The sequence below is a fragment of the Nocardiopsis metallicus genome (assembly GCF_014201115.1).
Lineage (GTDB): Bacteria > Actinomycetota > Actinomycetes > Streptosporangiales > Streptosporangiaceae > Nocardiopsis > Nocardiopsis metallicus.
On sequence record NZ_JACHDO010000001.1, the window covers coordinates 1 to 24,370 of the forward strand.

The window sequence follows — 24,370 nt, forward strand, 5'->3', positions numbered from 1 at the left end:
GCCGGGCCGCCACGGCCACGATCACCCTGCTGCTGGGGCTCGGCCTGATCACCGCGCTCACCACGGCCGCCGCCACCGGGCGGGCCACCATCGACGGCGACCTGAACGCCCGTTACCCGGTGGACGTCAGCGCCCGGGTGAGTGAGGGGTCGGTGTCCCCGGACACCGTGGACCTAGTCCGGCGGATCGAGGGCCTGGAACTGGTGGAGGCGCCCCGTACCGAGCGGGTCGCCCTGGCCGGTCTGGACGAGGTCACCCTGGTGGGGGTCTCCCCGCAGCTGGCCGAGGCCACGGGCACCACGGCGCTCCTCGGAGCCGGCCCCGGTGCTGATCCCGTCATGTTGCTCTCCGGGGAGCAGTTGAGAACACTCGGGGCCGAGCCGGGGGAGAGGGTCGAGCTCACGGTGGACGGTACCGGGCGGACCTTCACCGTGCACCCGTCCAACCTGGCCACCGCCTCCGGTACGGCAGCCCCGGTGGTGCGCGCGGACGTCCTGGACGCCATGACGGATGGCCGTGAGCAGGGCATGGTGTGGGGTGTGGCCGCCCCCGGGGCAGACCGGGACGCGCTCGCCACCCAGATGAACCTGGTCGCCGGGGCCGACCCGGACATCATGCTCAGCGGAGCACTCGGTGAACGGGGCGACCTCACCGAGGTCCTCGACCTCCTGGTCGCCCTGGCCCTGGTGATGCTGCTGGTCACCGTGGTCATCTCCAGCATCGGGGTGACCAACACGCTGGGCCTGTCCGTGCTGGAGAGAACCCGGGAGTCGGCGCTGCTGAGAGCCCTGGGCCTCACCCGGGGCGGGCTGCGCGGCACACTCGTGGTCGAGGCCACGGTGATCTCCCTGCTCGGCGCCCTCGCGGGCCTGCTCATCGGGGTGCCCTACGGGGTGGTCGGGGTGGGCGCGATCGTTGGAGGGACGGCACCGCTGGTGGTGTCCCTGCCCTGGGGGCAGCTGGCTCTGACCTTGCTCGCCGCCCTGGTGATCGGTGCCCTCGCGCCTTTGATCCCGGCCCGCCGGGCCGCCCGTATCGCCCCCGCTCAGGGCCTGAGCGCCGACTGAAAGTCTGAAGGGTCGGCATGGGGGAGCGCAGCGCGGATCAGCGACCCGGGTGTACGGCGAGAGTCGTGCCTGCTGGGAAGCCGGAACACGCAGGCCCGGGACCGCGGGTTACCGGGGGTTGTCCGAGGCGGGCGAGACCAGGCCGGCCTCGTGGGCGAGGACGGCGGCCTCCACTCGGTTGCGGGCGTCCAGGCGGCGGAAGATGGTGCTGACATGGCCCTTCACCGTGCCTTCCACCATGAAGAGCCGCCTGCCGATCTCGCCGTTGGACAACCCCGCGCCGAGCAGGGCCAGGACCTCCCGTTCCCGGGCGGTCAGCTGGGCCAGCCGTTCCCTGGCCCGCAGCCGGTCCGTGGAACGTTCGTGGTTCAGGCCGTTGAGCACCCGGCGGGCCACCTTGGGGGAGAGGAAAGCCCCGCCCTCCGCCACCGCGCGCACCCCCAGCAGGAGTTCTCTGGGGTCACCGGTCTTGAGCAGGAAGCCGTCCGCGCCCCCGTCCAGGGCCCGCACCACGTACTCCTCCTCCCCGAAGGTGGTGAGGATGGCCACCCCGGTCCCGGGTACGGCCCGGCGGATCTCGGCCGCGGCCTCCAGACCGTTCATTCCCGGCATGCGGATGTCGATGAGCGCCACGTCCGGCCGGTGCGACCAGGCCAGATCCACACCCTCACGGCCGTCGGAAGCCTCGGCAACCACCTCGATCTCCGGATCGTTGCCGAGGATCGACCGCACCCCGGCACGGACCATCGCCTCGTCGTCCACCAGCAGGACCCCGATCACCCCACGACCTCCCGCATCACCACGGCCTTCCCCGTCCCCACGTCAGGACCTCGGCCGACACCAGTCTTACCGAGTCGAAGCACAGGCGGTACCTGTCGTAGTCGGTGGTGAGCTCCCTCGAACTCCGGTAGTAGCGGCACACCAGGCCCTCCGGATCCGGCGGTTGGGAGGACTCCGCCAAGGTGCCCCGGTAGAGCTCCCCCACGGGGAGCACGGCCTCCACCGAACCCCGGTCCTGTCCCAGCCGCAGCTGTTCGAACTCCTCCGGGGTGAGCGTGGCGTCGGCCGCCTGCTGGTAGCTGCTCAACAGCAGCAGCGTGTATCCCACCAGCCCCATCAGGATCGGGATCATCAGGATGGTGCCGATCGCCCACAGGGTGCGGCGGTGCACCTGCTGGTGGATGTGTACCTCCCGGCCCTCCCAGAGCACATCGTGCAGGGCGGACGCACCGTGGCCCCCGAACCGGTCGTCGCCCTCGGAGGCCGGCTTTCCACCGGCCGCCCGGACTCGCGAGGCGGTCCGCGACGGCTCTCCCCCGGGGGACGGCGGCAGGGTCGGCTCAGCCACGGGAACGAGGGCCGTCACCACCCAGTCCCGTCCCGATCGCCCCGCTTTCAGGTCGCCCCCGGCCAGCCGGATCCGTTCCCGCAGGCCCAGCAGGCCGCTGCCCGCCCCGGGGACCTGGCGGGGTCCTCGCCCCTGTCCGGGCACGGGGTTGGTCACCCGTACCCGGACACCCTCCGGAGTGCTCCACAGCAGTACGCGGGGGGCCGCTCCCGGGGCGTGTTTGGCGGCGTTGGTCAGCGATTCCTGGACCACCCGGTAGAGCGCGCGGTCCGCCATCACGGGGAGCTCGCGCGGAGCGTCGTCCCACTCCAGGGACACGTCCAGGCCCGCCTCGCGCGAATTCCGCACCAGTTCGGAGATGCTGTCACCGGCCGCGGCCAGCGGTGCGGACTCGGTGTCCGCGCGCAGGACCCCGACCGCCGCCATCAGCTGTTCGGCGGCCCGTCCGGCGGTCTCCCGCAGCTGCCCGGCTTGGCGGCGGCGCTCCTCGGGCAGGTCCGCGGCCATCTCCAGACTGCCCGCGCCCAGGCTGAGCAGGCTGAGTTCGTGCCCGACGGCGTCGTGCAGGTCCCGGGCGATCCGCGAACTCTCCCGCAGCCGAGCCCGTTCGGCCCTCAGCTCCGCCTCCCGGTTCAGGGTCCGGGCCCGTTCCCAGCCCGCCTGCGCGAGATCGGAGGTGCTGCGCAGGTACAGGCCGAGCAACCCCGGCAGTACCAGAGCGAACACGGCCAGGAAGAGGCAGGTGATCCATACGCCAAGGGGCTGGCCGCTGATCAGCAGGCAACCCGCCCCGGCCAGGAGGGTTGCGGCGAAGAGGGCACCCGCCGCGCGAAGGTCCGGGGACAGCCGACCGGTGAGGACGGAAGGCAGGGGCACCGCGGCGATCGCCAGCGGCCAGCGCACTGCGAGGAGGAGCAGCAGGAGAACGGAGGCCAGGGCCAGGTGCCCCGCCAGGGCGGGGCGAGGCGGGGTGGGGAACGGGCGCATACCTGGGAACCTAACCGGCCGGCCCCGGCCGCGTCCCCTGTCGAAAGTCAGGGGTGGGGCCTTCCCGCGACTCTTCGACCTCCCGTGCCCCCGTGGCCCGGCCCTGAACCGACCGGTCCGGGCCCCACCGCAGTGCCGGGGCTCCGCCACGGGAGCCTTCCGGTGACGTGGCGGAAGCGGATGCCCCCGCTGACGTCACGGGCCTGGACGGCGCCGGACGCCTGCCCGCTCATCTGGGAGCGGTCGTCCCCGACTCCGTTGCCGACCCGCCTGAATCCTGTGCCGCCCCACCAGACCTTCGGGGCGGGACGTGGTGCGTGGCGGAGCCGGAGCCGTGTTCGACGACGCGCAGCATGTCCTGGACCTTCACCAGCAGCGACCCCGGGACCACCCCCAGACGGACACCCTCCTGGGCCAGGTCCTCGGCTTCGAGGAGGGTGCGCATGGCCTCCAGCCAGTCGCGTCGGGTCACGATCTCCGCGTGCAGCAGCTTCGCCCGCAGATGCCCCGAGCGGTGCTGGAGCCCCCGGTACCCCTCGACCGCCACCAGGGCCAGTTCCTCCGCCTCGACCAACCGATCCGCCCGCTGAAGCGAGTCGGCGGCCATCCGGTGGGCCCGGGCGTGCCACCACTTGTCACCCAGCTCCCGGAAACCCTCCGCGGCCCGCAGGAACTCCTCCTTTCCCTGATGGCTGCTGCGCGCCATCAGGGCCTGCCCCAGCACCAGGCAGGTGCGCCAGCGGCCCCAGTCGTCACCGATCTCCTCGAACACCCGCTCCGCCTCCCGCAGCCGCTCGATCTGCCGGTCCGGCCGCCACTCGTCCCGGATCAGGCTCCGCCGGTTCAGCAGTCCGAGCAGCGACCCGCGAGGGGGTCCGGGTTCGACACACCGGCGCGCGTACACCAGAGGGTCCCCGTAGTGCTCCCCGGGGCGCCCCGCGGGGTTCGCTCCGGGCCCTCCCCGCTGCTCTCCCCCGCTCCGGGAGAGGTCGATGAACAACCCCTCCACCCTGGAACGCTGCCACCTGGGCCACATCGGGTCGCGTTCGCTCAGCTGGCGGCGTTCCCGTGCGCGCTGAGGGTCGAGCAGGAGCTCACACACCCCGGCCTCGCTGTTGAGTTCGCTGACGGACAGTTGGCCCAGCGAACGCAGGTAGCGGGCCCGGTACCAGTTCTCCTTCGGGGTCCGGGTCAGCTGGTCCAGCCCGTCGGACAGCACGAACCAGGCGTTCAGCGTGTACCCGCGCAGCCGCAGCACCTCACCTCGCTGGAGCTGGACCCTGGCCCGCTGCTCGGCCGAGCCCGGGGAGTCGCCCAACCTCAGCTCAGCCCGGGAGAGCCAGGTGTGGGCCCGTTCCAGATGCCCCTGGAACCGGTCGACCTCGGCCAGGTTGCCCAGCGTCCGCACGTGCCACCAGGGGTCGTCGTCGGTCGCGAAGATCCGCTCGGCCCGTTCGATCTCGGCCCGACCGTCGTCCAGGTCGCCCCGGCGGTACAGGTTCACCCCCACCGCGCGGTGCGCCCGTGCCAGCCAGCGCGGGTCCACCGGCGGATCCAGCTGTTCCAGGACGTGCAGCGCGGTCAGCGCCCTCTCGTAGCCGGAGTCGTGGTCGCCCTGGCCGCCAGCCGCCTCGGCCCGGTCGAGCATGGCCACCCCGTAGGCGAACGGGTTCGCTATCTCCAAGGCCAGTTCGCTGGCCTGCCTGGTGGTCTCGTGCACGGCCCCCCAACGGGTGCGGCCGGTCCGGGACAGCACGGTGAAGGCCCGCCGCAGCCGCCAACCGTGGGCGGGCGAGCGCCGGTCCTCCTCGCGCGGATCGGTCCACCGGAAGCAGACCTCGAACCCGCGGTGCTCGGATTCCAACCAGCTGAACGGATCGTCCGGTGCGGTCCCGGGGGCCGTTCCGCCCGTGAGGTCCTCGTCGCCGGCGCCACCCCCGTTGCCCTCTCCGCTCAGGGGGAGGGGCGAGTCGAAGCCCCCTTCGTGCGGGGCGGCGTCGCGGGCGGCGGTCTCGGCCATGCGTGCGAACGCGCCGAGCAGCCGGTCCACCGCCGTCCCGATTTCGTCCTCGGACCACCGGGGGCGCTCCGTCTCCGGTACCCCCAGGCTCTCCGGCTGTGCCCGCAGCAGCGTGTCCCGGACCCGATCGTGGATCTGGTACCGGTCGAACCCGCTCGCCTCGTGCAGGTAGGTCACCAGGAAACGGTGGCTCATCCGTTCCAACATCCGCCCGGCTTCGGCCGTACCGGTGTCCAGCAGAGCGGCGGCGGACCAGGGGGAGAACTTGGTCAGTCCGGCCCTGGCCAGCCGGTACAGGAGCAGTCGTTCGTCGGGTGCGCACTGCTGGAGGCTGAACGCGAGCGACTGGGCCACGGCTTTGGCTCCGGGAACCTCCGGATCCTTCGCCATGCGTTCCAGCAGCTTCCTGACGCCGAGCTGGTCGCTCAGCGTGAGCTGGGTGCCGGCCAGACAGAGGGCCAGCGGAAGCCCGTGGCAGGCCCGGACCAGCTCGGGCAGGTACTCGCGGTCCTCGTCACTCAGCTCGCGCCCCGCATCCCGGACCAGGCGTTCGATCAGCTCCAGGCCCTCTCCCGGGAAGAGCGGCTTGCACCATGGGCAACGGGGTGTCGTCGAACTCGGTGCGGCTGGTGATCAGCACCGCGCACCCCCGGCCGCTCGGCAGCAGCGGTTCCACCTGCGCGTAGTCCTTGGCGTTGTCGAGGACGACCAGCAGCCTGCGGTCCTCGGTGATGGTCTTCCACCGCTCGGACAGCTCGGCGGCGCCGGCTCCTTCGGCGGGGTTCTCCCCGAGCACGGAGATCATCATCCTGAGCACTGTCTCGGGGGCGGCCGGTTCCCGTTGCCCGGAGGGTTGCGCACCTCCCTCGCCGTAGAGCACGAACTCCACTTTTCCGTCGGGGAAGCGGTTCGCGACCCGGTCCACGACCTGGGCGGCCAACTGGCTCTTACCGGTTCCGCCCTCCCCGTTGATCGCGATGATCAGGGGGCTGCGCAGGCGCCGCCCCGGATCCCGGCCCAAGAGGCGAGGCAGCAGACCGCGCGGGCCGGGCCGGGGAAAGCGTTCGAACCGCGCCAGCAGCTCCGCCATGAGCGGCTCATGTCCGATGAAGTGGTCCACCGGGGCCGGAATGCTGCGTCGTCTGGCCTTGCGGTCCCCCTTGAGCCCGGCGGCCTGATCCCGGCTCAGCCGGTCCAGGATCACCTGCGCCGTGACGGCGGTGGCGGTGCCCAGCAGGCCGACCGCGGCGAGCAGCGGCCCGCCTCCCCCGGGCACCAGCTCCGGGAAGCCCTGCAGGGCGGTCCCCAACCCGATCAGGGTCGCCAGGGTGCCGATCAGTCCCGTGCGGAGCGGGCGCCACCGCCGCCGCGGGGGAACTCCCTGACCATCGGACTGTCGGTGCACCGCGACCCTCCCGGAACCCGGATTCTCTTGGCGTGCCGGGCTCGTGGGGGTTTGTTACCCGGCAGGAACCTGATCCTGCTGGGGCCGCGGCTCCGGTGTCCAGTGCACGGGGGAGCCGGGAGGTGGATGTTCACCTGCCAGGCAACCGGCGGTCGAGCGGAGTGCACCCGCCCGCCGGAAGCGGTGTTTCGGAAGAGGTGTTGACTTCGAGCGCGCTCGAAGTCCTAACGTTCCCGGCATGAGTTCAGAATCCGCCTCGCCGTACGAGGTCACCGCCCGCATCCGCTGCACCGACCCCGCACGCGCCACCGAGACGCGCACCGCCCTGGACGTCCTCGTCCGAAAGACCCGCACCGAACCGGGCTGCCTGGAGTTCTCCGCCCATGAGGAGGCCGAGGCGCCTGGGGAGTTCCTGTTGTGGGAGGTCTTCGCCGATGAGGCGGCCTTCCGAGAGCACTTCGACCACGAGCACACCCGCTCCTACGTGGCCCGCGGCCTCACCGAGGTGGTGGAGCACTGGGTGACCAGGCCGGTCACCGCCACCCGACCCGGCCAGGCCTGACTCATTCGGCCTTTCGGTACCCCTCGTGGGCCCTGATCAGCTCCTCATAGGCGGCGACCTTGGTCTTCAAGGCCCTCTCATGGTCAGTCAGTGCGGCGATCCGGGCGCGGAGGTGCTCGTGGTGGTCGGCGAGCATGTCCATCCGGGCACGCAGGGTGCTCGCGCCCTCTGCGCGGAGTTCGGCGTAGCGGCGCATGCGGGAGATCGGCATACCGGTCTCCCGCAGCCGCAGCAGGAACCGCAGCCACTCGACGTCCTCGGGCTGGTACCTGCGGTGGTTGCCGGTCGAGCGCCGGACCGGGCGGATCAGGCCCGCCCGTTCGTAGTACCGCAGCGTGTGGGCCGAGACCCCGGTGCGCTCGGCCATCCGGGCGACGGTGAGGCCACCGTCGGATCCCGGGTCAGGGTGTTCGTCAGTCACGCGCAGCAATCTACAACCTTGCCGGGACCGCCGCCGCGGAGATGTTCGCGGGTACTCGACCCCCTCTGACGCTACGGGATCCGGCTTGGTTCTGTGCTTGCCGGCACTGCCACCTGTTCGACGCCGAAAACCGGGTATTCGTTTCTCACCCGAGGCGCTTTTCAAACCCGGGTAAGTGCTTCAGAATGACTTTTTCCGGCCCTGCTCCGACAGTCTCTACTGACCTCTCTCCCCCGAGGAAGCACATGAGTTCTCATCTTGGCCGACTGGTGGTCAACCGGTGCAGCGGCGACGAGCCGCTCATGGTCGGCGGCGAGGCGGCGGGCCCGCTACAAGGCTTCTGGAGCTGGGCCTACTCCGACCTGGCCGACAACACCACCCGAGGGGTTTTCGCCGAGTACCTGGTGGCCACAGCCTTGAATGCCACCGACGGTACCCGTCGGGGGTGGGACTCCGTCGATGTCAGGACGCCGGAGAAATGGTGGGTGGAGGTCAAGTCCTCGGCCTATCTACAGACCTGGGGCCAGGACAAACTGTGGAGAATCTCGTTTTCCATCGCGCCCAGCATGGGCTGGGATGCAGAGGGCAACAAGCAGAGCACCGAGAAACGCCGCCACGCGGACGCCTACGTCTTCTGCGTCCTGCACCACCAGGACAAACCGACTCTGGACCCGCTCGACCTCGGCCAGTGGACCTTCTACGTACTGCCCACCCGGGTCCTGGACGAACAGCGCCCCCAACAGCAGAGGATCGCACTCTCCAGCCTCCTGAAACTGGGCCCCGCCCAGACCGACTACCCGGGCCTGGCCACGGCGGTGGCCTCCGCGGTCGAGGAACACCGCCGGGGACCCGGAAAACCCCAGGAAGACTCAGCGGCGGGTAGCGCGTAAGGCGGCCTTGACGTTGACGGGTTCGCCGGTGAACGGCGAGGTGCCCGACGCGAAGGCCTTGTACTCCGCAGAACCCATGGCGTACAGGGCCACGCGCCCCTTCTCGTCGGAGTGGATCCCCCACCCGTACCGCTTGCCCAGGTCGCTGGTGCGGAAGCAGGCCCTGGGCTTGGCGAAGAACTCCTCGCGCGCCTGTTCGCGCTCCGCCACCGGGATTTCCTTCCGGTCGGCCCACACCGTGAACAGAACATCGTCCGAGGTGTAGGCGTACGGGGCCTCGGAGATCATCTCGAAGGTCATGGCGGCCACCGTCGGCTTCGTGGTCTCCGGGGGCTCGATCGCGCCCGGCGCCGCCGAGTCCGGGGAGACCGTGATGAACGTGTCGAAGTAGCAGATCGTGTGTCGCTTTCCCATGCCCTGAATCTAGAACGCGCCACGGACACTCCATATACCTCAGGAACATGTCTAAGAGAGTCGCCGAACTAGACTCGTCCCATGGCCCACGTGATCCTCGGGATGCTCCTCATTTCCCAGCAGTCCCTCTACGACCTCATCAAGACGTTCGGGCACACGGTCTCGCTCTTCTACAGCGCCAGTGCCGGAAGCATCAAACGCGCCTTGGACGGCCTGCTGTCCCGGGGGCTGATCGAGGTGGCCAGCGTCGACCCAGGAGCACGCGGTCGCAAGGTGTACCGGGTCACCGAGACCGGCCGCGAGGAGTTCCGGACCTGGATGACGGGAGACCTCATGGGCACGGACACCGAGGTCGCGGCCCTGTCCCGGCTGTACTTCCTGGGCCTGCTCGCCCCGCAGGAGCGCGGCCCGGTACTGGAGCGGATCATCGAGAGCTACGAGTCCGACCTGTCCCGGCTCACGGCGCTCAACGAACAGATCGAGGGCCGGGAGGTTCCCGAGGGGCACCAGGACGTCATCGCCTACCAGCGCGCCACCCTCGACTACGGCCTGGCCACCCAACGCTTCGCCATCGATTGGTTCCGGGCCCAGGCTGACCGCTACCGATAAGCCCTCCGGACAGGATGAAGGGCATGCCGACACCAGCACGGGCTCGGGACCCGCGACCCCTTCTGCCCCATCCGTGGCGGGCCCGGCCCTGCTCTGCCGGGCCTGGGTGGACGCCTCCTTCGTTCACTGGGCCGTCGGTCTGTTGGGTTTCCCCGGCTTCTCGCTGGCCTCGAACGCACGACTGGAAGCGGATGGACGTGAAGGAGATCGTCAAGCAGAGCGCCCGTGCACTCCTGTTCGACAGGGACCGACGACTGGTGTTCATCAAGCGCACCGAACCGGGCCAGGAGCCGTACTGGGTCTCGGTGGGCGGAGGTCTGGAAACGGAGGACGCTGATGCCGAAGCCGCGTTGCACCGCGAGGTCTGCGAGGAACTGGGCGGAAAGATCGACGGGGTTCGCCAGGTCCTCCTCATCACTGACGACTTCCTCGAAGGCGTGAGCCTCCAGCACATCTTCCTCGCCCGTCTGGTCTCCATGGACCTGAGCCGACGTACGGGTGCCGAATTCACCGAGCCCGGCCGCGGCACCTACGAGGTGGCCACCGTTCCTGCCACCCGTGAGGCTATTGCGGGCATCCGTCTCTTGCCGCCTTCGCTCGCAGAGTTCGCTCAGGCGAACATCCACGGCCTTCCCGCGCTGCTGAACCAGGGCGAAAAGGCGCCAGAGGAGACCGGGACTCCGTGACCGGGATCGGTATTCCGTTGGTTCCGACAGCGGTGGCAAGTCGACGCGGGTAAGCAGCAGGCCCACTCGTGGACTACCGCTGGTGGGGCCCTGGTTCCACGTCCCGTGCCACTGCCGGCTGAGGCGCCGTCAGTCCTTTTCGTGTTTGCAGTTGAGGCGGCGGGCCCAGCCCAGGCGTTCTTCGAAGTGTTTGGGGTCGGACGGTGCGAGCTGGAGCTGGGACATGTGTGATCCGCAGGGGCACTTGAGCGTGTAGTGCTCCGGCGGGTCCTCGATCTGCCAGCCCAGGGCGTTCAGCTTCTCGAGGGTGACCTGGCCGTCCGGTCGGGGGTGCTTCTTCCAGTAGCCCACGGCTTCCTCCTCTGCGTGCTCTCACCGTGAATCCGGTACCGAGAGTGAAACCGTATCCCTTATTTTCCCAGTTCGCAGGGGTGCCGGCGCTGCCCCACCGGGGCCTCAGCCGCGGCAAGGGCGGAGCGCCGGCCGCCCGCACCCCTTGCGTGGGCGGGCGGCGGGCGCAGCTGTCACAGCCAGCGGGTGATTTTCTCCCGTGGGGTGTCCGGGCGGACCCACCACAGGCGTGCCTGCTTGTCCCAGCGGGCCCTGACCTCGCGTTTGGCCCTGTCCTTCTCCCCGAAGGGGACCTGGAGGTACAGGCGGCCGTCCACTACCTCGCCGATAGTGGGGGCGCCCGTTGGCGGCGTCTGTTCGTTACGGGCATGGTGGGTGTGCCGCAGGGGCTGGTCACGGCGGGCCTGATCCACGATGCGGCGGACTCGTTCGCAGGCATCCGGGTCGGTCAGGCGCATCATGAGGTCGGTCGGTCCGTTGCTGGAGAGCAGGTTCAGGGAACCGTGCCAGAGCACTGTGCCGTCCAGGACCACGACCTTCTCGTGCATGCGCTCGCGGGGCCGCACCTCGCAGCCCTCTTCCTGGAGGCGCTGGATCTGGGCCCGGTGCCGTTCGGCCTGTTGGTCCTGGTAGTCGCTGACCGGGCGGGTGAACACGGTGACCCGCACACCCTGGGCGATAAGGGGGGTCAGGTGCTTGAGCCAGCGTTCGACCGGCCTCTTGTTGAGGAAGGCGCAGTAGATCTCGATGCTCTCGGTGGTCCGGGCCAGGTCCCATTCCAGTGCCTTGGTCACCTCGTCGGCGGGGAAGAAGGCGGGGCGGCGCAGTTCCTCCTCGCTGAGGCCGACGAGGTCGCCCGCAGTGCGGACGGGGACCAGTTCCTCGGCCGGGATCCGCTGGGCGATCTCCTCCAGGGTGTCGAGCATGATCACGGTCTCGCTGCCCGGCTTGAGGTGTTCGCGCAGGTGATCGACGTCGGCGACCACCACGAGGTGGTCCTGGGCGCGGCTCAGCGCCACGTTGAGCAGTCGGGCGGTGGAGGAGGACATCCCCGTACCGCTGTAGAAGAAGCCTGGCTTGTCCCCGGCCCCGGCGACGGTGTCCATGATGACCAGGGGGCGCTGACTGCCCTGGAAGCGGTGCACGGTGTCGGCCAGGCCCTCGTAGTCCTCGCCGAAGCGGTACTTCAAACTGCTGCGCAGATGCTTGACCTGGTCGCGGTAAGGGGCGATAACCGCCATGCGCTCGACGGGCGGTACCGGCGCGTCGTGTTTGCGCCCGGGCAGGACTCCGTCGTACTGCAGACCGCGGACCAGCTCGTGAATGACGGCCTCGTGCACCTGGTTCGACTTGTGGCGGCCCGTACCGTCGACTCGGACACGGCTGCCCGAGGTGTCCACGAGGACCACCGGCAGCTCCATCAGCGGCGAGTGCGGGAGCCGGGAACGGTCCTTGCGTCCGGTGACCAGCGGAGCGTCGCGGTAGGCGACCCGGTTGACCACGGCACAGATGTCGGGGCGCATCCGGTACTGCGTGTCCAGAGCGACCAGGCGGGGATCGTCGTTGACCCGCCCGGAGGGGGAGACCAGCCCCGCGGCGTGGAAGACGTCCCGGTCCATCCACTGCCGGGCATGCTCCCGTTCCTCGGGTTGGAGCTTCCTGGAGCCCGAAGCCTGGGTGATGGCGGGCAGCTGCCGGAAGTCCCCGGCGACGACGACGCGCTTGCCGGCCAGCCCGGCCGCGCACCAGGCGGAGGGGAGGTCCACCATCCCGGCCTCGTCGATGACCACGGTGTCCACCTCGTCCATGAGGCGGCGGCTCTGCAGCGCCTTGGACAGAGTCGTACCCATGATCCGGCACCGGGAGCGGACCGCTTCCATCAGCCCGTCGAGCTCATCGCGGACCTCGGTGAGCTCGGGCTCGGCCCAGCCGATCAGCTCCTCCACCTCCTCAACGGAGGGCAGGCCGACAGTGGCTTCGAACGCGGAGTCCCGTTCCCGCACGCGTTCGGTGATCGCCGTGTTGATGTCCTCCAGGCGATCGGTGGCGGCGTCGATCCGCTGCTCTACGTTGGTCAGCGTGGTGCGCAGGCGACTGCGCTCGTCGACGAGCCGGGCCAGCCGCTCGGCCTTGCGCTTGGCGAACATCCCGGAGGGGGCGCCGATCGCCTCGACGCTCGCGGCCACCTGGTCGAGTTCTCGCTGGAAGTGGGCGGCCTGGGTTCGGTGGCGGGAGATCTCGCGGGTGATCTCCTCGGCGAGGTCCTCCCCGCTCCCCAGCTCCTCCTCGGCCCGGGCGAGGCGTTCGTGAGCGTCGCGCTGGGCGGCGGCGACTTCGAGGATCTCCTCCAGCTCCTCGGCCCGGGCGGACAGGTCAGCGCCCAACCGTTCGGCGATCATCTCCGGATCGATCACCGAACCGAACCGCTCCCGGAGTGAGGCCACCTCGATCTCCCCGGCCCGCTGCACCAGGCCGCTGTCGAAGCCGTCCTCGCCCTCGAACCTTTCACAGACCCGCTCCAGTGCCTGGTCGACGGCAACGCGGGTGGGGGCCAGGAACAGGATGCGTTCACCGAGCCGGTGGGCGCCCTCGACGATGAGCGAGACCACCTCGGTCTTGCCGGTGCCGGGTGGGCCCCAGATGAAGGTGACGCCGCTGCCCAGGGCCTGCTCCACGGCGCGGCGCTGGCCTTCGTTGAGCATCATGTCCCGGTACCCGCTGATGTACCGGTCCGGGGCGGCTAGAGTCCCGACCGCCGGGTCTCCTTCGCCGATGACCCAGGCGGCTGTGGTCACGTTCACGGGGCCGGGGTTGCGGCCGCAGTCGCGGATCCGGTCGGCGAGCGCGGCCAGCGATCGGGTCTCGTCCTCACGGAGCTGAACGTTTTTCGGACGGTGACCGAGATCGGCCTCCGTCGTGACGAGGATCTTCCCGTCGGGGTGGGCCGTGGCCGCGGCGTACTGCCAGGGACCGCCGGAACGGGAGAAGCGCACCAGGAGCTGCTCGGAGTCGAAGGACTCCTTCCAACGGTTGCAGGAGAACAGGTACTCGTGGGGGTGCTCGGCATCGCCGACCCGGACGCGTTCGCCTTCCTTGAGGGAGACCTTCTCCTTGGTCCTGGCATCGTCGGCCAGCTGGGCCGTGATCTCGTGGGAGAGGGCGGTGAGGAAGTGGTCAGCGGGTTCGGGGAGTGTGCTCGGGGAAGTCACTGGACCCTTTCGGCATCGTCAGCACAGGAGGAACCACGGGGGAACCGACGTTCAGGAGTATGCCTCACGGTGATGACGTTCCGCAGGGAGCCGTGTTCGGGGAGTTGACGAAGCGTTGGGCAGGTGTGGGGAGGGGTGCCTGATCGCCGTTCCTCTGGTTCGTCCGCCGGGCTGCGCCACCGGGCCGGGTATCCGGCCGATCGATTCGGTTCTCCCGGGGAAGCCGGGGAGGCAGAATGGCCGCATGCTCCACGTCCTGATCCTGCGCTACACCGCCGACGCGGAAGCGGTGGCCTCCCACCTGCCCGATCACATCGGCTACCTGGACAAGCACCATTCCCGCGGCTTGTTCTTGTTGTCCGGCCGGACCCTCCCCGCCGAGTCCGGAGAAGTCATCCTGGCACGCGGAGAGCGAGACGAGATCGAAGCCGTGGCGGGGCAGGACCCCCTCTTCCGCCACGGGCTCTGCGCCTATGAGATCCTCTCCGCTGATCCGGGTCTGTCCCACCCCGACCTGAGCACGCTGCTGGGCTCGCCAACCGCTTCCAGCAACACGGTGTCCGCCCCGCCCTTCCCATGGGCGGTCCAGGAGTACCGAGGGCTCCGTCCGGGCGCCACCGGGCTTGACACGGTGCTCTCCGGGAAGCCCGTTGGGGTGGTCGCGCACCGGGCCGGCACCGCCGTGCTCGCGGCGCTGCGGGCGGGGCAGCCGGAGGCAGCCGACACGGCCCGCAGGTGCGTCCGGGAACTGCGCGAGAGGGATTGGCCGGGAGACGGCCTGCTCGCCGACGCGTTGGACCGGGCCCTGGAGGACGAGGCCGCCGACACGGAGCTCGCGCCCGTCCCCGTCGACCTGGAGGACTTGGCCGATGCTGCGGGCTCCGGCCCCGCCGAGGGGGAGGGTGCCCTCGACCCCGTGACGGGTGAGGTCCTGCCCGCAGCCTTCCTGGAATTCGATGCCCTCCAGGACGGTGACGAACTCGACTGGGACCGCCTGATCACGGTCGAGTCCGACAGCACGGACGCCTACCGGGACATGGCGGACTTCACCGAGACGGTCGCCGACGTCGACCTGCGCGGGCGCCTGCGGCAGCGGCTCGACGGGCGCGGGGCGTTCAGGCGGTTCAAGAACACGGTCCACGGAGAGGGCGGGGACACCCTGTCCTCGTGGACGATCTTCAGCGAGGAACGTGGCCTGGGACGTGCCCGCCAGTGGCTCGCCGACCACGGCTACCGGCCGGACGAAAGGACCGCCCTGCGGTGAGCCCCTACCAGCACTACGACTTCCTCGCCCTGGACCGGCCCTTGGACGGGGGCCAGCGTGCCGAACTGAGGGCCCTGGCCAGCCGGGCGAGTATCACCGCGCCCTCGTTCACCAACGAGTAGCACCGGGGAGACTTCCGCGGTGACCCGGCTCGGCTGATACGCACCCACTTCGACGTGTTCGCCTACTTCGCCGAGCGGGGCACGCGGTGGATCATGATCTCCGCCCCGAGCACGATCCTGAGGCCCTCCGACATCGAGCCCTACCTGTTGACCTAGGACGCCCGCTTCACCAGGGGCGGCGGCCGGACCGTCGTGTCCTTGACCGCCCAGGACGAGGAGACCGATTTCGTCGATTTCCCGGCGGGCCTGGCGGTGATCGCTCCGGTCCGTGCCGAGTTGCTGGGCGGTGATCGGCGTCTGCTGTATCTCGCGTGGCTGTTGTCGGTACAGGCCGACGACGAACTCGACGACGAAGAGATGGAACCCCCGGTCCCCGCGGGGTTGGGTGACCTGAGCGCATTCCTGCGCGTGGTCGCGGAGTTCCTGCGCATCGACCCGGACCTGATCACGGTGGCCGCGCGTGTCTCCTCCCCTCTGCCGACCGTAGGCGCCAGGGGAGAGGCGATGCCGAGGTGGATTGAGGACCTACCAGCCCAGGAGAAGAACCGCCTCCTGGGACTGGTGCTCGAGGGAAAGGCCGCCCGGGCTCGGGCCCGGATGCTCCAGACCTACCAGGGGAACGGGCGCGAGGCCCCGGCGGCGGAGGGAGCCCGGACCGTGCGGGAGCTGTGGGCCGCAGCGGGGGAGCTGCTGGGGAGCTGCGGGCCCGCAGGGCTCGGGAGGAGGCCGCTGCCCGGGAAGCACGCCTCGACGGCCTGGCCGAACGGCGCGATTCCGCGTGGCAGGAGGTCGAGGACCGTATCGCCACCAAGCTTCCCGGGGAGTACGACCGGGCCGTGTCACTCCTGGCGGATCTGCACGCCCTCGCCGATCGTGAAGGGGAACGGGCAGCCTTCACACGACCGCTGCGGGAACTACGTGAACGGCACCGCCGCAAGAGCGGGCTCCAACGGCGCATGGACGAGGTCCGTCCCGGGCCCGTTCCGTTCCCGGAGCACCGCCTGTGGGAAGCGGTGGTCCGCTTCCATGAGCGATCACGGTGACGTCACCGTGCCCGTGCACCCTCTGGTGCGCCCCCGGCAACGCAAAAGCCCCTGACCGTTGCGCTTTCGCGCTGGTCAGGGGCTTGAGCCTCTGGGGTGAGTGACGGGACTTGAATGTTGGTGGGGGAGTGGTGTGACCTGCGGTGATGCGAGAAGCCACAGGTAGTGGGGGATGTGGGTGCTCGGTTGTGCCGGGTCGGAGTGTGTCAAGTCGAATCGGACAGGGGCAGGTGATCGTCAGGCCGCTTCACGCAGGTCAGCGCTGTGCTGTGCGGTAGGCACGATGTCCGGCTCGTTGATCCACGCGGCCTCGGGAAGAGCAGGAAGCACAGGCCTGCGGGTGAACCGCTGCGGATTGGCCGCGCGAAAGGCCTCAATGGCTTGCGCTCGCTTGTCCTGAATCGCGTGCGCGGTGCCGATATGCACCGTGAAAGGAGTGTGCAGCCCGATCCCGGAGTGGTAGTGCTCGTGGTTGTAGTACTGGAAGAATCTGCGGCAGAACCGCCGGGCTCCCTGAATGGACCCGAACCGGTCAGGAAACGCCGGGCAGTACTTCAGCGTCTTGAAATGCGCTTCGCTGTAGGGGTTGTCGTTGCTCGTCTTCGGCCTGGAGTGCGATTTGGTGATGCCGAGCATGGACAGCAGCTCGGAAACGGGCTGCGATGTCATCGCGGTACCGCGGTCGGAATGGATCACTTCGGCGGCGATCTGGCCGTTGGCCGCGATGGAGTTGGCGATGAACCCTTCGGCGATCTCGCCTGATTCTCTGGTGTGGATTTCCCAGTGCACCACGCACCGGGAGTAGATGTCGATCATGACGTACAGATCGAAGAACCTGCCCGGGCCGGGTCCACGCAGTTTCGTTATGTCATAGCTCCACACCTGGTTCGGGGCGTGGGCCACCAGCTCGGGTTTGGTCTTGGGCGGGTGGGTGGCCTGGGCCCGCCGCTCCCGGCTCTGGCCGCGTTCGCGCAGCAGCCGGTACATCGTGGCCACCGAGCACAGGTAGGTGCCCTCGTCCAGCAGGGCCGCCCACACCTGCCGGGGAGCTTTGTCCCGAAACCTCGTGCTGTTGAGGACTGCGATGATGTGTTCGCGTTCTTCGCTCTCCAGCCGGTTCGGGGGAGGCGTCCTGGCGGGTTCGGTCGGGGCGGAGGGGTTTCGGTCCCGGTTGCGGTAGTGGGTCGAGCGGTTGATGCCCGACAGGCGACAGGACTCTTTGACGCCGGTATGCGGTTCGAGTTGGATTCGTGTGTTCTCGCGAACCTCGGTTACGAGTTCTCCGAGTCCGCGCTCTCGGACACGATCTCCAAGAGCGCGTGTGCTTTTCCCAGGATTTCCATGGCTGCCTCGGTCTGGGTCAGCTTCTTGGACATCCGGGCGTTGTCACGCTCAAGTTTGGCTTTCTCCCGGCGCAGCTGTTCCAGTTCGACCTGTTCAGGTGTCTTCTTTCTGGAAGTCGCCCCGGCCGGTGAGGTGCTCAGTTCGCCGCCATCTCTCTGTTTGCGCCAGAGCTGGATGCTGGAGTCGTAGAGTCCTTCCCTGCGCAGCAGGGCGCCTTTCTCGCCGGCGGGTGCGGTGTCGTATTCCTCCAGGACCCGCAGCTTGTAGGCGTGGGTGAAGGTCCGGCGCTTGGGCCGGGTGGCTCGAGGCCCTTCATCGTTGGTGTGGAGGTCGTGGTTGGTCATCGTCACGGTGGTGGTTGCCTGTTCTCGCCCTGCTTGTGCCAGTTAGTGAAGGTTATCCCTTGGTGTCCCACTTGAGCCTGACACAGAGGGGGTTGCCCCGCGTTCCACCGGGTGGGGTGCACCCTCCGGGTGCACACCTTCGGCCCGTTTGGTGCACCCTCGCGGGTGCACCGCAGACTTACGGCACCGGAGCCACTTGGCCCGGAAGCGGGTCGGCTGATCGCTCGTGCCGGGCCGTGCCGTTCCGTGTCGGTGAGGTGGCACTCGCATCCGAAGAAGTATCGGTCTCCGGGTGTTCGGACGCGCAAGCGGGTGGAGGGTCCGTCGCGCGTTCGAACCACGGCTTCCCCTCAGCGGCCAAGCCTTCGAGGATGCGGAGCGTGTGGGAGAATCCGGCGGCGTCGAGATTGATTTCCGAACTCTCGTTCTGCGGCGCCCCCTCCACCGTATCGAGTGTTGGGGTGTCGGACACCGGGATCTCTTTGGTCGGCCCGTTGGTCAGCGTGATGTTCAGCGTGTAGCGGTGCGCGCTCTCGATCTCCACCTGGACGGAGGAGAGCGCTTCGAAGCGGTAGTTGTCCCGTTCGCTGCGGTGCCAGTGACCGCGCTCGAAGTCGAGGTCGGCGGTGGCTTCGCGTACCCCCTCTTCGGTGACCAGGAAGATCCTGATCTCGTAGCTGGAATAGCGCCATGGGCCACGGCGTACGTGGGCGGCCTTGCAGGGCCGTTTCGGTGTCGGCAGGAAGGCATGGGCGATGACTTCGTGCCAGGCCAGCCCGTAGTGCCTCAACACCTCGTCGAGAATCAGAGTCTTGTCCGCGTCCAGCCAGCCTTCCATCTCCTCCTCCGATGGGCGGAGCATGTCGAGCTTGCCCCTCCACCTTTCGTACTCGGTTTCGCGGGCCTCGATGATCTCCTGTCGCTCGCGTGTTTGTTCGCGCAAGCGTCGGCGTTCACTGTGGATGTTCAGCCACAGGGGGATCGTGAACCTGGTGGTGACCGCCGCCAGGAGGGCGCAGGCCACCGTGGTCACCGGGGCCTGGTGGAACGCCGCTGCCAGGGTCACCGAGGTCGCCACCCCCAGGAACAGGAAGAGGGAGACACAGCGGACCTTGACCGCCGTGGTCGCCCTGTGAATCTCTCGTGGTTCGAGCGGGGCACCCTCGTTCCAGTGCGATCGCACGTCACGGACCATGAATCGGATCAGCCAGCAATGCCGTTTAGTTAGCGCTTCAGGCCAGATGTCAAGCCTGTAACACCACCCGCAACCACCCAGCACAAAGAACGGGACCTCCGATAGAAGCAGGAAATCGACCAAGATCCACCTGCGCCCGGAGGCCCCGTTGCCCGACCAGTATGCCACCACCACAACCTCTGCCACCCGCACGATCACCGTGGCCGCTGGAATCTACGCCCCCGGCCACCTGGGCGAGCTCACCCGCTACCTCCCCTTCGACCTCATCGACGCCGCCCTGGAACACACCCGCACCCAGCAACAACGACTACGCCGCCTGCCCTCACGGGTCGGCGTCTACTTCGTGCTCGCCCTCACCCTGTTCCCCCACCTGGGATACGCCCGCGTCTGGGACACCCTCGTCGCAGGCCTGCACGGCCTACCCGTGCCCCGCCCCAGCCAATCCGCCCTCAGCCACCTACGCCGACGTTTGGGAGCCGGCCCGTTCAAAACCCTCTTCGAGACCCTCGCGGTTCCTTTGGCCCAACCCGCGACCCCCGGCACCCGCTACCGGCACTGGCGCACCGTGGCCTTTGACGCCTGCCACTCGATCAAAGCCCCTGACAGCGAACGCAACCTCACCTGGCTCCGCAAAATCCACTACCAGCAAGGCGTGGAAGGCTACCCCCGCCTGCAGATCACCACCCTGTGCGAGACCGGCACCCGCTCCCTGCTGGGAGCCACCCTGACCCGAGCCCCCAGCGGCGAACCCGACCAGGCCCGCCCCCTGCTGGGCCTGCTCACCCCCCAGATGCTGGTCCTGGCCGACCAGGCCTACCAAGGCAACACCTTCCTGGGCGAGCTCGCCACCACCGGAGCCCAACTCCTGATCCGTTTGCACCCACGCCGCCGCCCCCGGGTGGAAACCCTGCTACCGGACGGCTCCTACCTCACCCACCTGGACGGGCTCAAACTCCGCGTCATCGAAGCCCGCATCACCGCCACCACCCAGGACGGGCAGCAGGCCAGGGGCGTGTACCGGCTGGCCACCACCCTGCTCGACCACCGCACCGACCCCGCCCCACAGCTGCTGGCCCTCTACCACGAACGCTGGGAGATCGAATCGGCCTTCTACTCCCTGCGCCATACCCTGCTGCACCGTCGCGTGTTGCGCTCCCAGGACCCGGTCGGCCTGGAGCAGGAGGTGTGGGCCCTGTTGGCGCTCTACCAAGCGCTGCGCATGGCCATGGTCGAGGCGGTGGAGTCCCGGCCGGGCACCCACGCCGATCGGGCTGGGTTCACCACTGCCCTGAACACCGCCCGATGTCAGGTCATCACTGCCCAGCAGGTGCTGCCCGACGATGACGATCCCGGCCGGGGCGGAAGCATCGTTCAGGCGGTGTTGGACAACCTGCTCCCGGCCCGCCGTGCTCGGATCAGCGCGCGCAAGGTCAAGTGTCCTCAGTTGCGTTACGGCTACGCCGATCCCGAGCGGCCGCTCGCCACCCACCAGGTGCAGAAAGTGGAGTTGGAGATCTTGGCCCCTGCGCCTGGGGCCGTGGTGGGCCCCAAACAGTCCGCAGCTCAACCGCTGGCACCTGGAATCCGCCCTGGTGGGTCCAAGGAGCGCACGATGCGCCTGTTGGGTTCTGGTCCAGACCGAGGTTGGAGCCCGATCGAGGTGGCTCGGGCTTTGGGTTATCCCCATTACCGGAGTCTGGCCACGCAGATGGGCGTGTGGGTCCAGGAAGGGTTCCTGCAACGGATCGCTCGAGGCCGTTACACCCTGGCGCCACGGTGGGCGAGTTCGGGGTTGACAGCTCAGCCTGTCCCTTAACTAAACGGCATTGGATCAGCCAGTGCACCTGGTCGGCCTTGACTCCGGTTTCCCGGTAGGTGCGAGCGACCTCATCACGGAGGTACCGGCGCACGCCCTTGGTCCCCTCCAACCATGCTGCCCTGCGCGCCGGATCGGGGGCATAGGTGAAGAAGTAGTGGTCGAACGCCTCATCCACCCGATCGGTGAACCCACCCTCGGGTGGAGGAGAAGGGGAGCGCAGGTAGCCGTAGTCGCGTTCCAAGGCGACCCTGCGACGGTGTTGGTGGTGCCACGAGCAAAGGTCCCACGCTGCGGCCGGTCCCAGGACCAGCATCGCGAGCAGGGAGATCAAGGACGAGAAGTCGCCGTGGGCCAGGGCGTTCCCCATGATGAGCGCGATGAGCGGCAGGGTCACCGCGGCAAGGATGATCCCTGCGAAGACCTCCCAACCGCTGATGGACACGGACTTGGGATGTCTGGCTCTGGCCGGGGCCGGATCGGGCGCGAAATAGGACCAGACGCGCTCGCGCCGGTCATGGGCGAAGCGTTCCTTGTGGGCGTTGCCTCGGATCTGGTTCCACAGGCTCTGCTTCATGCCACCGGTGAGGACCAGGCCGAGATGACGCAGGATCAGAGCGCGCCGCGCATGGGGGAGAGCTCGCAGGAGGCCCGTAGCTGTCTCGGAGTCCCCGCCGGAGCCGTCCACACAGGAGAGCAGCGCGAAGACCACGCCCAGATCCTGCTCGTGTTCACCGCGGCTCATCGACTCCGTTCTCAGCTCCAGCTCTTTCAGGATGACGCGGTCCCTTTTGTTCAGGTCCCGGTAGGAGCGTTTGCTGAGGATGGCCAGGGCCCGGTTGAGGTGCAGCTCGGGGCTGTCCAAGCCTCGTGCGTAGGCGTGGTCGAGATGTTCACGCGCCTTGCCCGGAACCCCGGAGTCGAGGTAGCGCAAGCCCACTTCGTAGATCGTCTCGGGCGGGTCGTCGGGTCCCACCACATAGATTGTGGAGTTGTGCATATGCCCGACCTGCGCCCCCACGAAGGAGTGAGGGCCAGCGGTGTTGACGGTCTCGGGTCCGTTCATGAGAGTCCCCTCACCGCGGTGACCAGTGACGCTACCTTGGTGGCCAACGACGCCAGGTCGCTTAGGAGCCCCGTGAGCCGCTTCAGGGCCAGCAACGAGGTCTTCCTGCTTTGGGGCGTGGCCTCCTCGATTCCCTTGCTTGCGATGTCGAGTTCGTTCGAGGCCGCTTCGTGGGTCTCCTCGTCGATACGCCCACTGGAACGTTCCCGGGCCAGTTCCTCCCGCAGGTCCGCAAGCCGGGCCGGGATATCGACGGGGGCGGGTTCGGACGAGGCGAGCGAGACGTGGAAGGTGCCGCCGCTGACGTGTCCGGCCTGGACACCGACGGTGCCGTGGGCTGTGTTGGTGACGTTGCCACTGCTGCCGCCCTCGTGGGCCGCGTTGTCGCTACGCATGGTGGGGGGCTCCGCTTCGATGAGTTCGGTGGCGAGTTCGAGGGCGAAGGCGGCGGCGTTCGCCGCGGCGATCGGTTGCCACTTTCGGTCCGACTCGGTGGCCTTGGTGCCGTCGGCCCGGTCACTAATCCCGCGCACGATCGCCACCGGTGAGCCGCTCAGGTGCCCGGCCTGGGCTACGCCGGCGCCCTCCATCTCGATGGCCACCGCGTCGTTGTAGGTCTGGCGGATCCACTCGGCCTCGCGGGAGACACGGGAGTTCTGCACGACCTCACCGGCGGCGATGGCCCCCAGGTGGGCCCGGGGGCGGGGGTGATCCGGGTCCGAATCGGGGGGTGCCCAGGTTCCGGTCCTGGCCAGGTGGGCTGCGACCTGGCCGATCTCGTGCGCTGCTTCCCAGACCCGGGGGCGGGCCTTGAGCCCGTCGTCCTCGGCGGTTCCACCGTGATAGGCGTACACGTGGGTGGCCACCACCACGTCACCCAGCGGGGGTGTGTCCCACAGGGCCCCGGCCACACCGACGAAGAGCAGCGCGGCGGGGGAAAACTCCTGGATGGCCCGCTCGGCCAGCACCGCGGATGGCTGGTTTCCCTTGCCGGTGAGTCCGAGTACCACTCGCCCCCGTCCGCCGGGCAGAGTTCCGATCTCGAACCGGGTGCCCCGCGCGTGCCGGTACAGCTCGGGGGAGGTGAGGCGCTCGCGTACGGCCTCGTATTCCAAGTTCAGGGCGGTCAGGACCACCACGAGGTTGCCGCTTGTCATTCCGTCTCGATCCGGGTCGGGGGGAAGGGGCGCATCATCGGTGGGCGCAGTAGGTGCTCAGGTCCGGCTCGAAACAGTCGGGCAGGGCGCCCCCTGGTGGCGCGGCGGTCCGGGCCCAGAGGGGTGAGGAAGCCGGGTACCGCTTGGACCTTGCGGTAGAAGTTGCGCGGGTCCAGTTCGAATCCCCACACCGCTTCGTACACGCGTTGCAGTTCGGTGATGGTGAAGGTCTCGTCGCAGAAAGCCGTGGCCAGCGAAGTGTGTTCGATCTTGGTGCGGGCGCGTTCCAGCCCTTCGTCCAGGATCTGTCGGTGGTCGAAGGCGAGAGCTCGTCGACCCGAGGTGAACTCCTCGACGGGGCACCAGGAGGCCGCCGATGCGTCGGTGCCCGGTTCCGGTTCCGGTAGCCCTGGCGCGATAGCGAGGTGGGCGACGGAGACGATGCGTCCGCGCGGGTCCCTGCCGGGGCGTCCGTAGGTGCCCAACTGCTCCAGGTGCAGCGATGCCGCGTCGAGGTCCGCCTCTTCGCGGAGTTCCCTTCGGGCCGCGTCGACGATGTCCTCATCGGCGTCGGCGATGAAGCCTCCGGGGAGCGCCCAGTGACCTTTGTAGGGCTCGATGCCCCTTTCGATCACCAGGACGTGCAGGGCCGATGACCGCAGCGTCAGGATCACCAGGTCGACGGTGAGCAGTACGGGAGGTGGTTGCCAGGTCTGGTTCGGCATGGGGCGAGCCTAGCTTCTTGTCAGTTCAACAAAAAGGCATTCCTGGAAATTGGTGCATGTGGTCGCACTTTGTCTGGTGCGCCGGTAATTAGCTTGTGAGGCACATGTTCCTGATGGTTTCCAAGTGATCTATGTGGTTCGGTTCTGTGACCTGCGGGTCTACGCTTCGGGTCGACTCCACGAGTGCGTAGGCGAGAGCGGGGCCAGAGTTCGTTTGAACACTCCCTGACGGCCCTCCGAACACATGAAAGCCCCTGGCGGTTGCGTGTTCGTGCTGGTTAGAAGCTTACTTTTCTGGGCGTGAGTGACGGGACATCAACGCTGG

The 24,370-nt window shown here is 68.7% G+C and carries 22 protein-coding genes; 9 read left to right on the plus strand and 13 right to left on the minus strand.

Annotated features, from left to right (window positions below; all coding sequences use genetic code 11):
* A partial coding sequence (locus HNR07_RS34215; protein ID WP_221318650.1) for an FtsX-like permease family protein occupies positions 1–1,067 on the plus strand: 1,067 nt, incomplete at its 5' end.
* A 108-nt stretch (positions 1,068–1,175) separates the two neighbouring features.
* On the opposite strand, the gene HNR07_RS00010 is transcribed toward HNR07_RS34215, so the two are convergent.
* The 4 genes from HNR07_RS00010 to HNR07_RS35780 form a co-directional block, all read right to left on the minus strand.
* Positions 1,176–1,847 carry a response regulator gene (locus HNR07_RS00010; protein ID WP_184360184.1) on the minus strand — a complete coding sequence of 224 codons (672 nt, stop codon included), beginning with the start codon at positions 1,845–1,847 and terminating at the stop codon, positions 1,176–1,178.
* Positions 1,848–1,863: 16 nt separating this feature from the next.
* Positions 1,864–3,402 (minus strand): sensor histidine kinase, encoded by a 1,539-nt coding sequence (locus tag HNR07_RS00015; protein WP_184360187.1) that lies wholly within the window; start codon positions 3,400–3,402, stop codon positions 1,864–1,866.
* Positions 3,403–3,631: 229 nt separating this feature from the next.
* Positions 3,632–5,812, minus strand: a complete 2,181-nt coding sequence (locus HNR07_RS00020; RefSeq protein ID WP_246420004.1) for a hypothetical protein — start codon at positions 5,810–5,812, stop codon at positions 3,632–3,634.
* Positions 5,813–5,936: 124 nt separating this feature from the next.
* Complete coding sequence (locus HNR07_RS35780; protein ID WP_312893485.1) at positions 5,937–6,827, minus strand: NB-ARC domain-containing protein; 891 nt, start codon at positions 6,825–6,827, stop codon at positions 5,937–5,939.
* A 238-nt stretch (positions 6,828–7,065) separates the two neighbouring features.
* On the opposite strand from HNR07_RS35780, the gene HNR07_RS00025 reads away from it, so the two are divergent.
* Positions 7,066–7,389 carry a putative quinol monooxygenase gene (locus HNR07_RS00025; protein WP_184360190.1) on the plus strand — a complete coding sequence of 108 codons (324 nt, stop codon included), beginning with the start codon at positions 7,066–7,068 and terminating at the stop codon, positions 7,387–7,389.
* Between the two features lies 1 nt (position 7,390).
* Here the strand turns inward: HNR07_RS00025 and HNR07_RS00030 are convergent, their stop codons facing one another.
* The gene (locus HNR07_RS00030) at positions 7,391–7,810 is read right to left on the minus strand and encodes a MerR family transcriptional regulator (protein ID WP_312893486.1); all 420 of its coding nucleotides are present in this window, start codon (positions 7,808–7,810) and stop codon (positions 7,391–7,393) included.
* A gap of 245 nt (positions 7,811–8,055) precedes the next feature.
* Between HNR07_RS00030 and HNR07_RS00035 the strand changes: the two genes are divergently transcribed.
* Positions 8,056–8,700 (plus strand): hypothetical protein, encoded by a 645-nt coding sequence (locus HNR07_RS00035; protein ID WP_184360194.1) that lies wholly within the window; start codon positions 8,056–8,058, stop codon positions 8,698–8,700.
* Here HNR07_RS00035 and HNR07_RS00040 read toward each other — a convergent pair.
* Positions 8,680–9,114 (minus strand): DUF6157 family protein, encoded by a 435-nt coding sequence (locus tag HNR07_RS00040; RefSeq protein ID WP_184360197.1) that lies wholly within the window; start codon positions 9,112–9,114, stop codon positions 8,680–8,682. The genes HNR07_RS00035 and HNR07_RS00040 overlap by 21 nt on opposite strands.
* 81 nt (positions 9,115–9,195) lie before the next feature.
* Here HNR07_RS00040 and HNR07_RS00045 point away from each other — a divergent pair, with 81 nt between their 5' ends.
* Positions 9,196–9,723, plus strand: coding sequence for a PadR family transcriptional regulator (locus HNR07_RS00045; RefSeq protein WP_184360201.1), 528 nt, complete (start codon positions 9,196–9,198; stop codon positions 9,721–9,723).
* Positions 9,724–9,914: 191 nt separating this feature from the next.
* Positions 9,915–10,409: an NUDIX domain-containing protein gene (locus HNR07_RS00050; protein ID WP_221318651.1), complete on the plus strand. Its 495-nt coding sequence runs from the start codon at positions 9,915–9,917 to the stop codon at positions 10,407–10,409.
* A gap of 129 nt (positions 10,410–10,538) precedes the next feature.
* Here HNR07_RS00050 and HNR07_RS00055 read toward each other — a convergent pair whose 3' ends face one another.
* Positions 10,539–10,760 (minus strand): hypothetical protein, encoded by a 222-nt coding sequence (locus tag HNR07_RS00055; RefSeq protein WP_184360204.1) that lies wholly within the window; start codon positions 10,758–10,760, stop codon positions 10,539–10,541.
* A gap of 173 nt (positions 10,761–10,933) precedes the next feature.
* Positions 10,934–13,969 carry an AAA domain-containing protein gene (locus tag HNR07_RS00060; protein ID WP_184360207.1) on the minus strand — a complete coding sequence of 1,012 codons (3,036 nt, stop codon included), beginning with the start codon at positions 13,967–13,969 and terminating at the stop codon, positions 10,934–10,936.
* Between the two features lie 244 nt (positions 13,970–14,213).
* Here HNR07_RS00060 and HNR07_RS00065 point away from each other — a divergent pair, with 244 nt between their 5' ends.
* The 3 genes from HNR07_RS00065 (at position 14,214) to HNR07_RS00070 (ending at position 16,453) form a co-directional block, all read left to right on the plus strand.
* Positions 14,214–15,233, plus strand: coding sequence for a UPF0158 family protein (locus HNR07_RS00065; protein ID WP_184360210.1), 1,020 nt, complete (start codon positions 14,214–14,216; stop codon positions 15,231–15,233).
* Positions 15,230–15,355, plus strand: coding sequence for a hypothetical protein (locus HNR07_RS35360; RefSeq protein WP_281386342.1), 126 nt, complete (start codon positions 15,230–15,232; stop codon positions 15,353–15,355). The genes HNR07_RS00065 and HNR07_RS35360 overlap by 4 nt, the downstream gene beginning before the upstream one ends.
* A gap of 198 nt (positions 15,356–15,553) precedes the next feature.
* The gene (locus HNR07_RS00070; RefSeq protein ID WP_246420006.1) at positions 15,554–16,453 is read left to right on the plus strand and encodes a hypothetical protein; all 900 of its coding nucleotides are present in this window, start codon (positions 15,554–15,556) and stop codon (positions 16,451–16,453) included.
* Between the two features lie 182 nt (positions 16,454–16,635).
* On the opposite strand, the gene HNR07_RS00075 is transcribed toward HNR07_RS00070, so the two are convergent.
* The 3 genes from HNR07_RS00075 to HNR07_RS00085 all read right to left on the minus strand — a co-directional run bounded on the left by HNR07_RS00075 (position 16,636) and on the right by HNR07_RS00085 (position 19,404).
* Positions 16,636–17,646 carry an IS3 family transposase gene (locus HNR07_RS00075; RefSeq protein WP_184371167.1) on the minus strand — a complete coding sequence of 337 codons (1,011 nt, stop codon included), beginning with the start codon at positions 17,644–17,646 and terminating at the stop codon, positions 16,636–16,638.
* Between the two features lie 23 nt (positions 17,647–17,669).
* A complete protein-coding gene (locus HNR07_RS34220; protein ID WP_221318652.1) occupies positions 17,670–18,086 on the minus strand; it encodes a hypothetical protein in 417 nt (138 codons plus the stop codon).
* Positions 18,087–18,264: 178 nt separating this feature from the next.
* Entirely contained in the window at positions 18,265–19,404 is a 1,140-nt protein-coding gene (locus tag HNR07_RS00085; RefSeq protein ID WP_184360213.1) for a hypothetical protein, read from the minus strand.
* A 25-nt stretch (positions 19,405–19,429) separates the two neighbouring features.
* Between HNR07_RS00085 and HNR07_RS00090 the strand changes: the two genes are divergently transcribed.
* A complete protein-coding gene (locus HNR07_RS00090) occupies positions 19,430–21,097 on the plus strand; it encodes an IS4 family transposase (RefSeq protein WP_184360216.1) in 1,668 nt (555 codons plus the stop codon).
* A 1,062-nt stretch (positions 21,098–22,159) separates the two neighbouring features.
* On the opposite strand, the gene HNR07_RS00095 is transcribed toward HNR07_RS00090, so the two are convergent.
* Positions 22,160–23,320, minus strand: coding sequence for a 5'-methylthioadenosine/S-adenosylhomocysteine nucleosidase family protein (locus HNR07_RS00095; RefSeq protein WP_184360219.1), 1,161 nt, complete (start codon positions 23,318–23,320; stop codon positions 22,160–22,162).
* Entirely contained in the window at positions 23,317–24,045 is a 729-nt protein-coding gene (locus HNR07_RS00100) for an NUDIX hydrolase (RefSeq protein ID WP_184360222.1), read from the minus strand. Before HNR07_RS00100 ends, HNR07_RS00095 begins: the two co-directional genes overlap by 4 nt.
* Between the last annotated feature and the right edge of the window lie 325 nt (positions 24,046–24,370).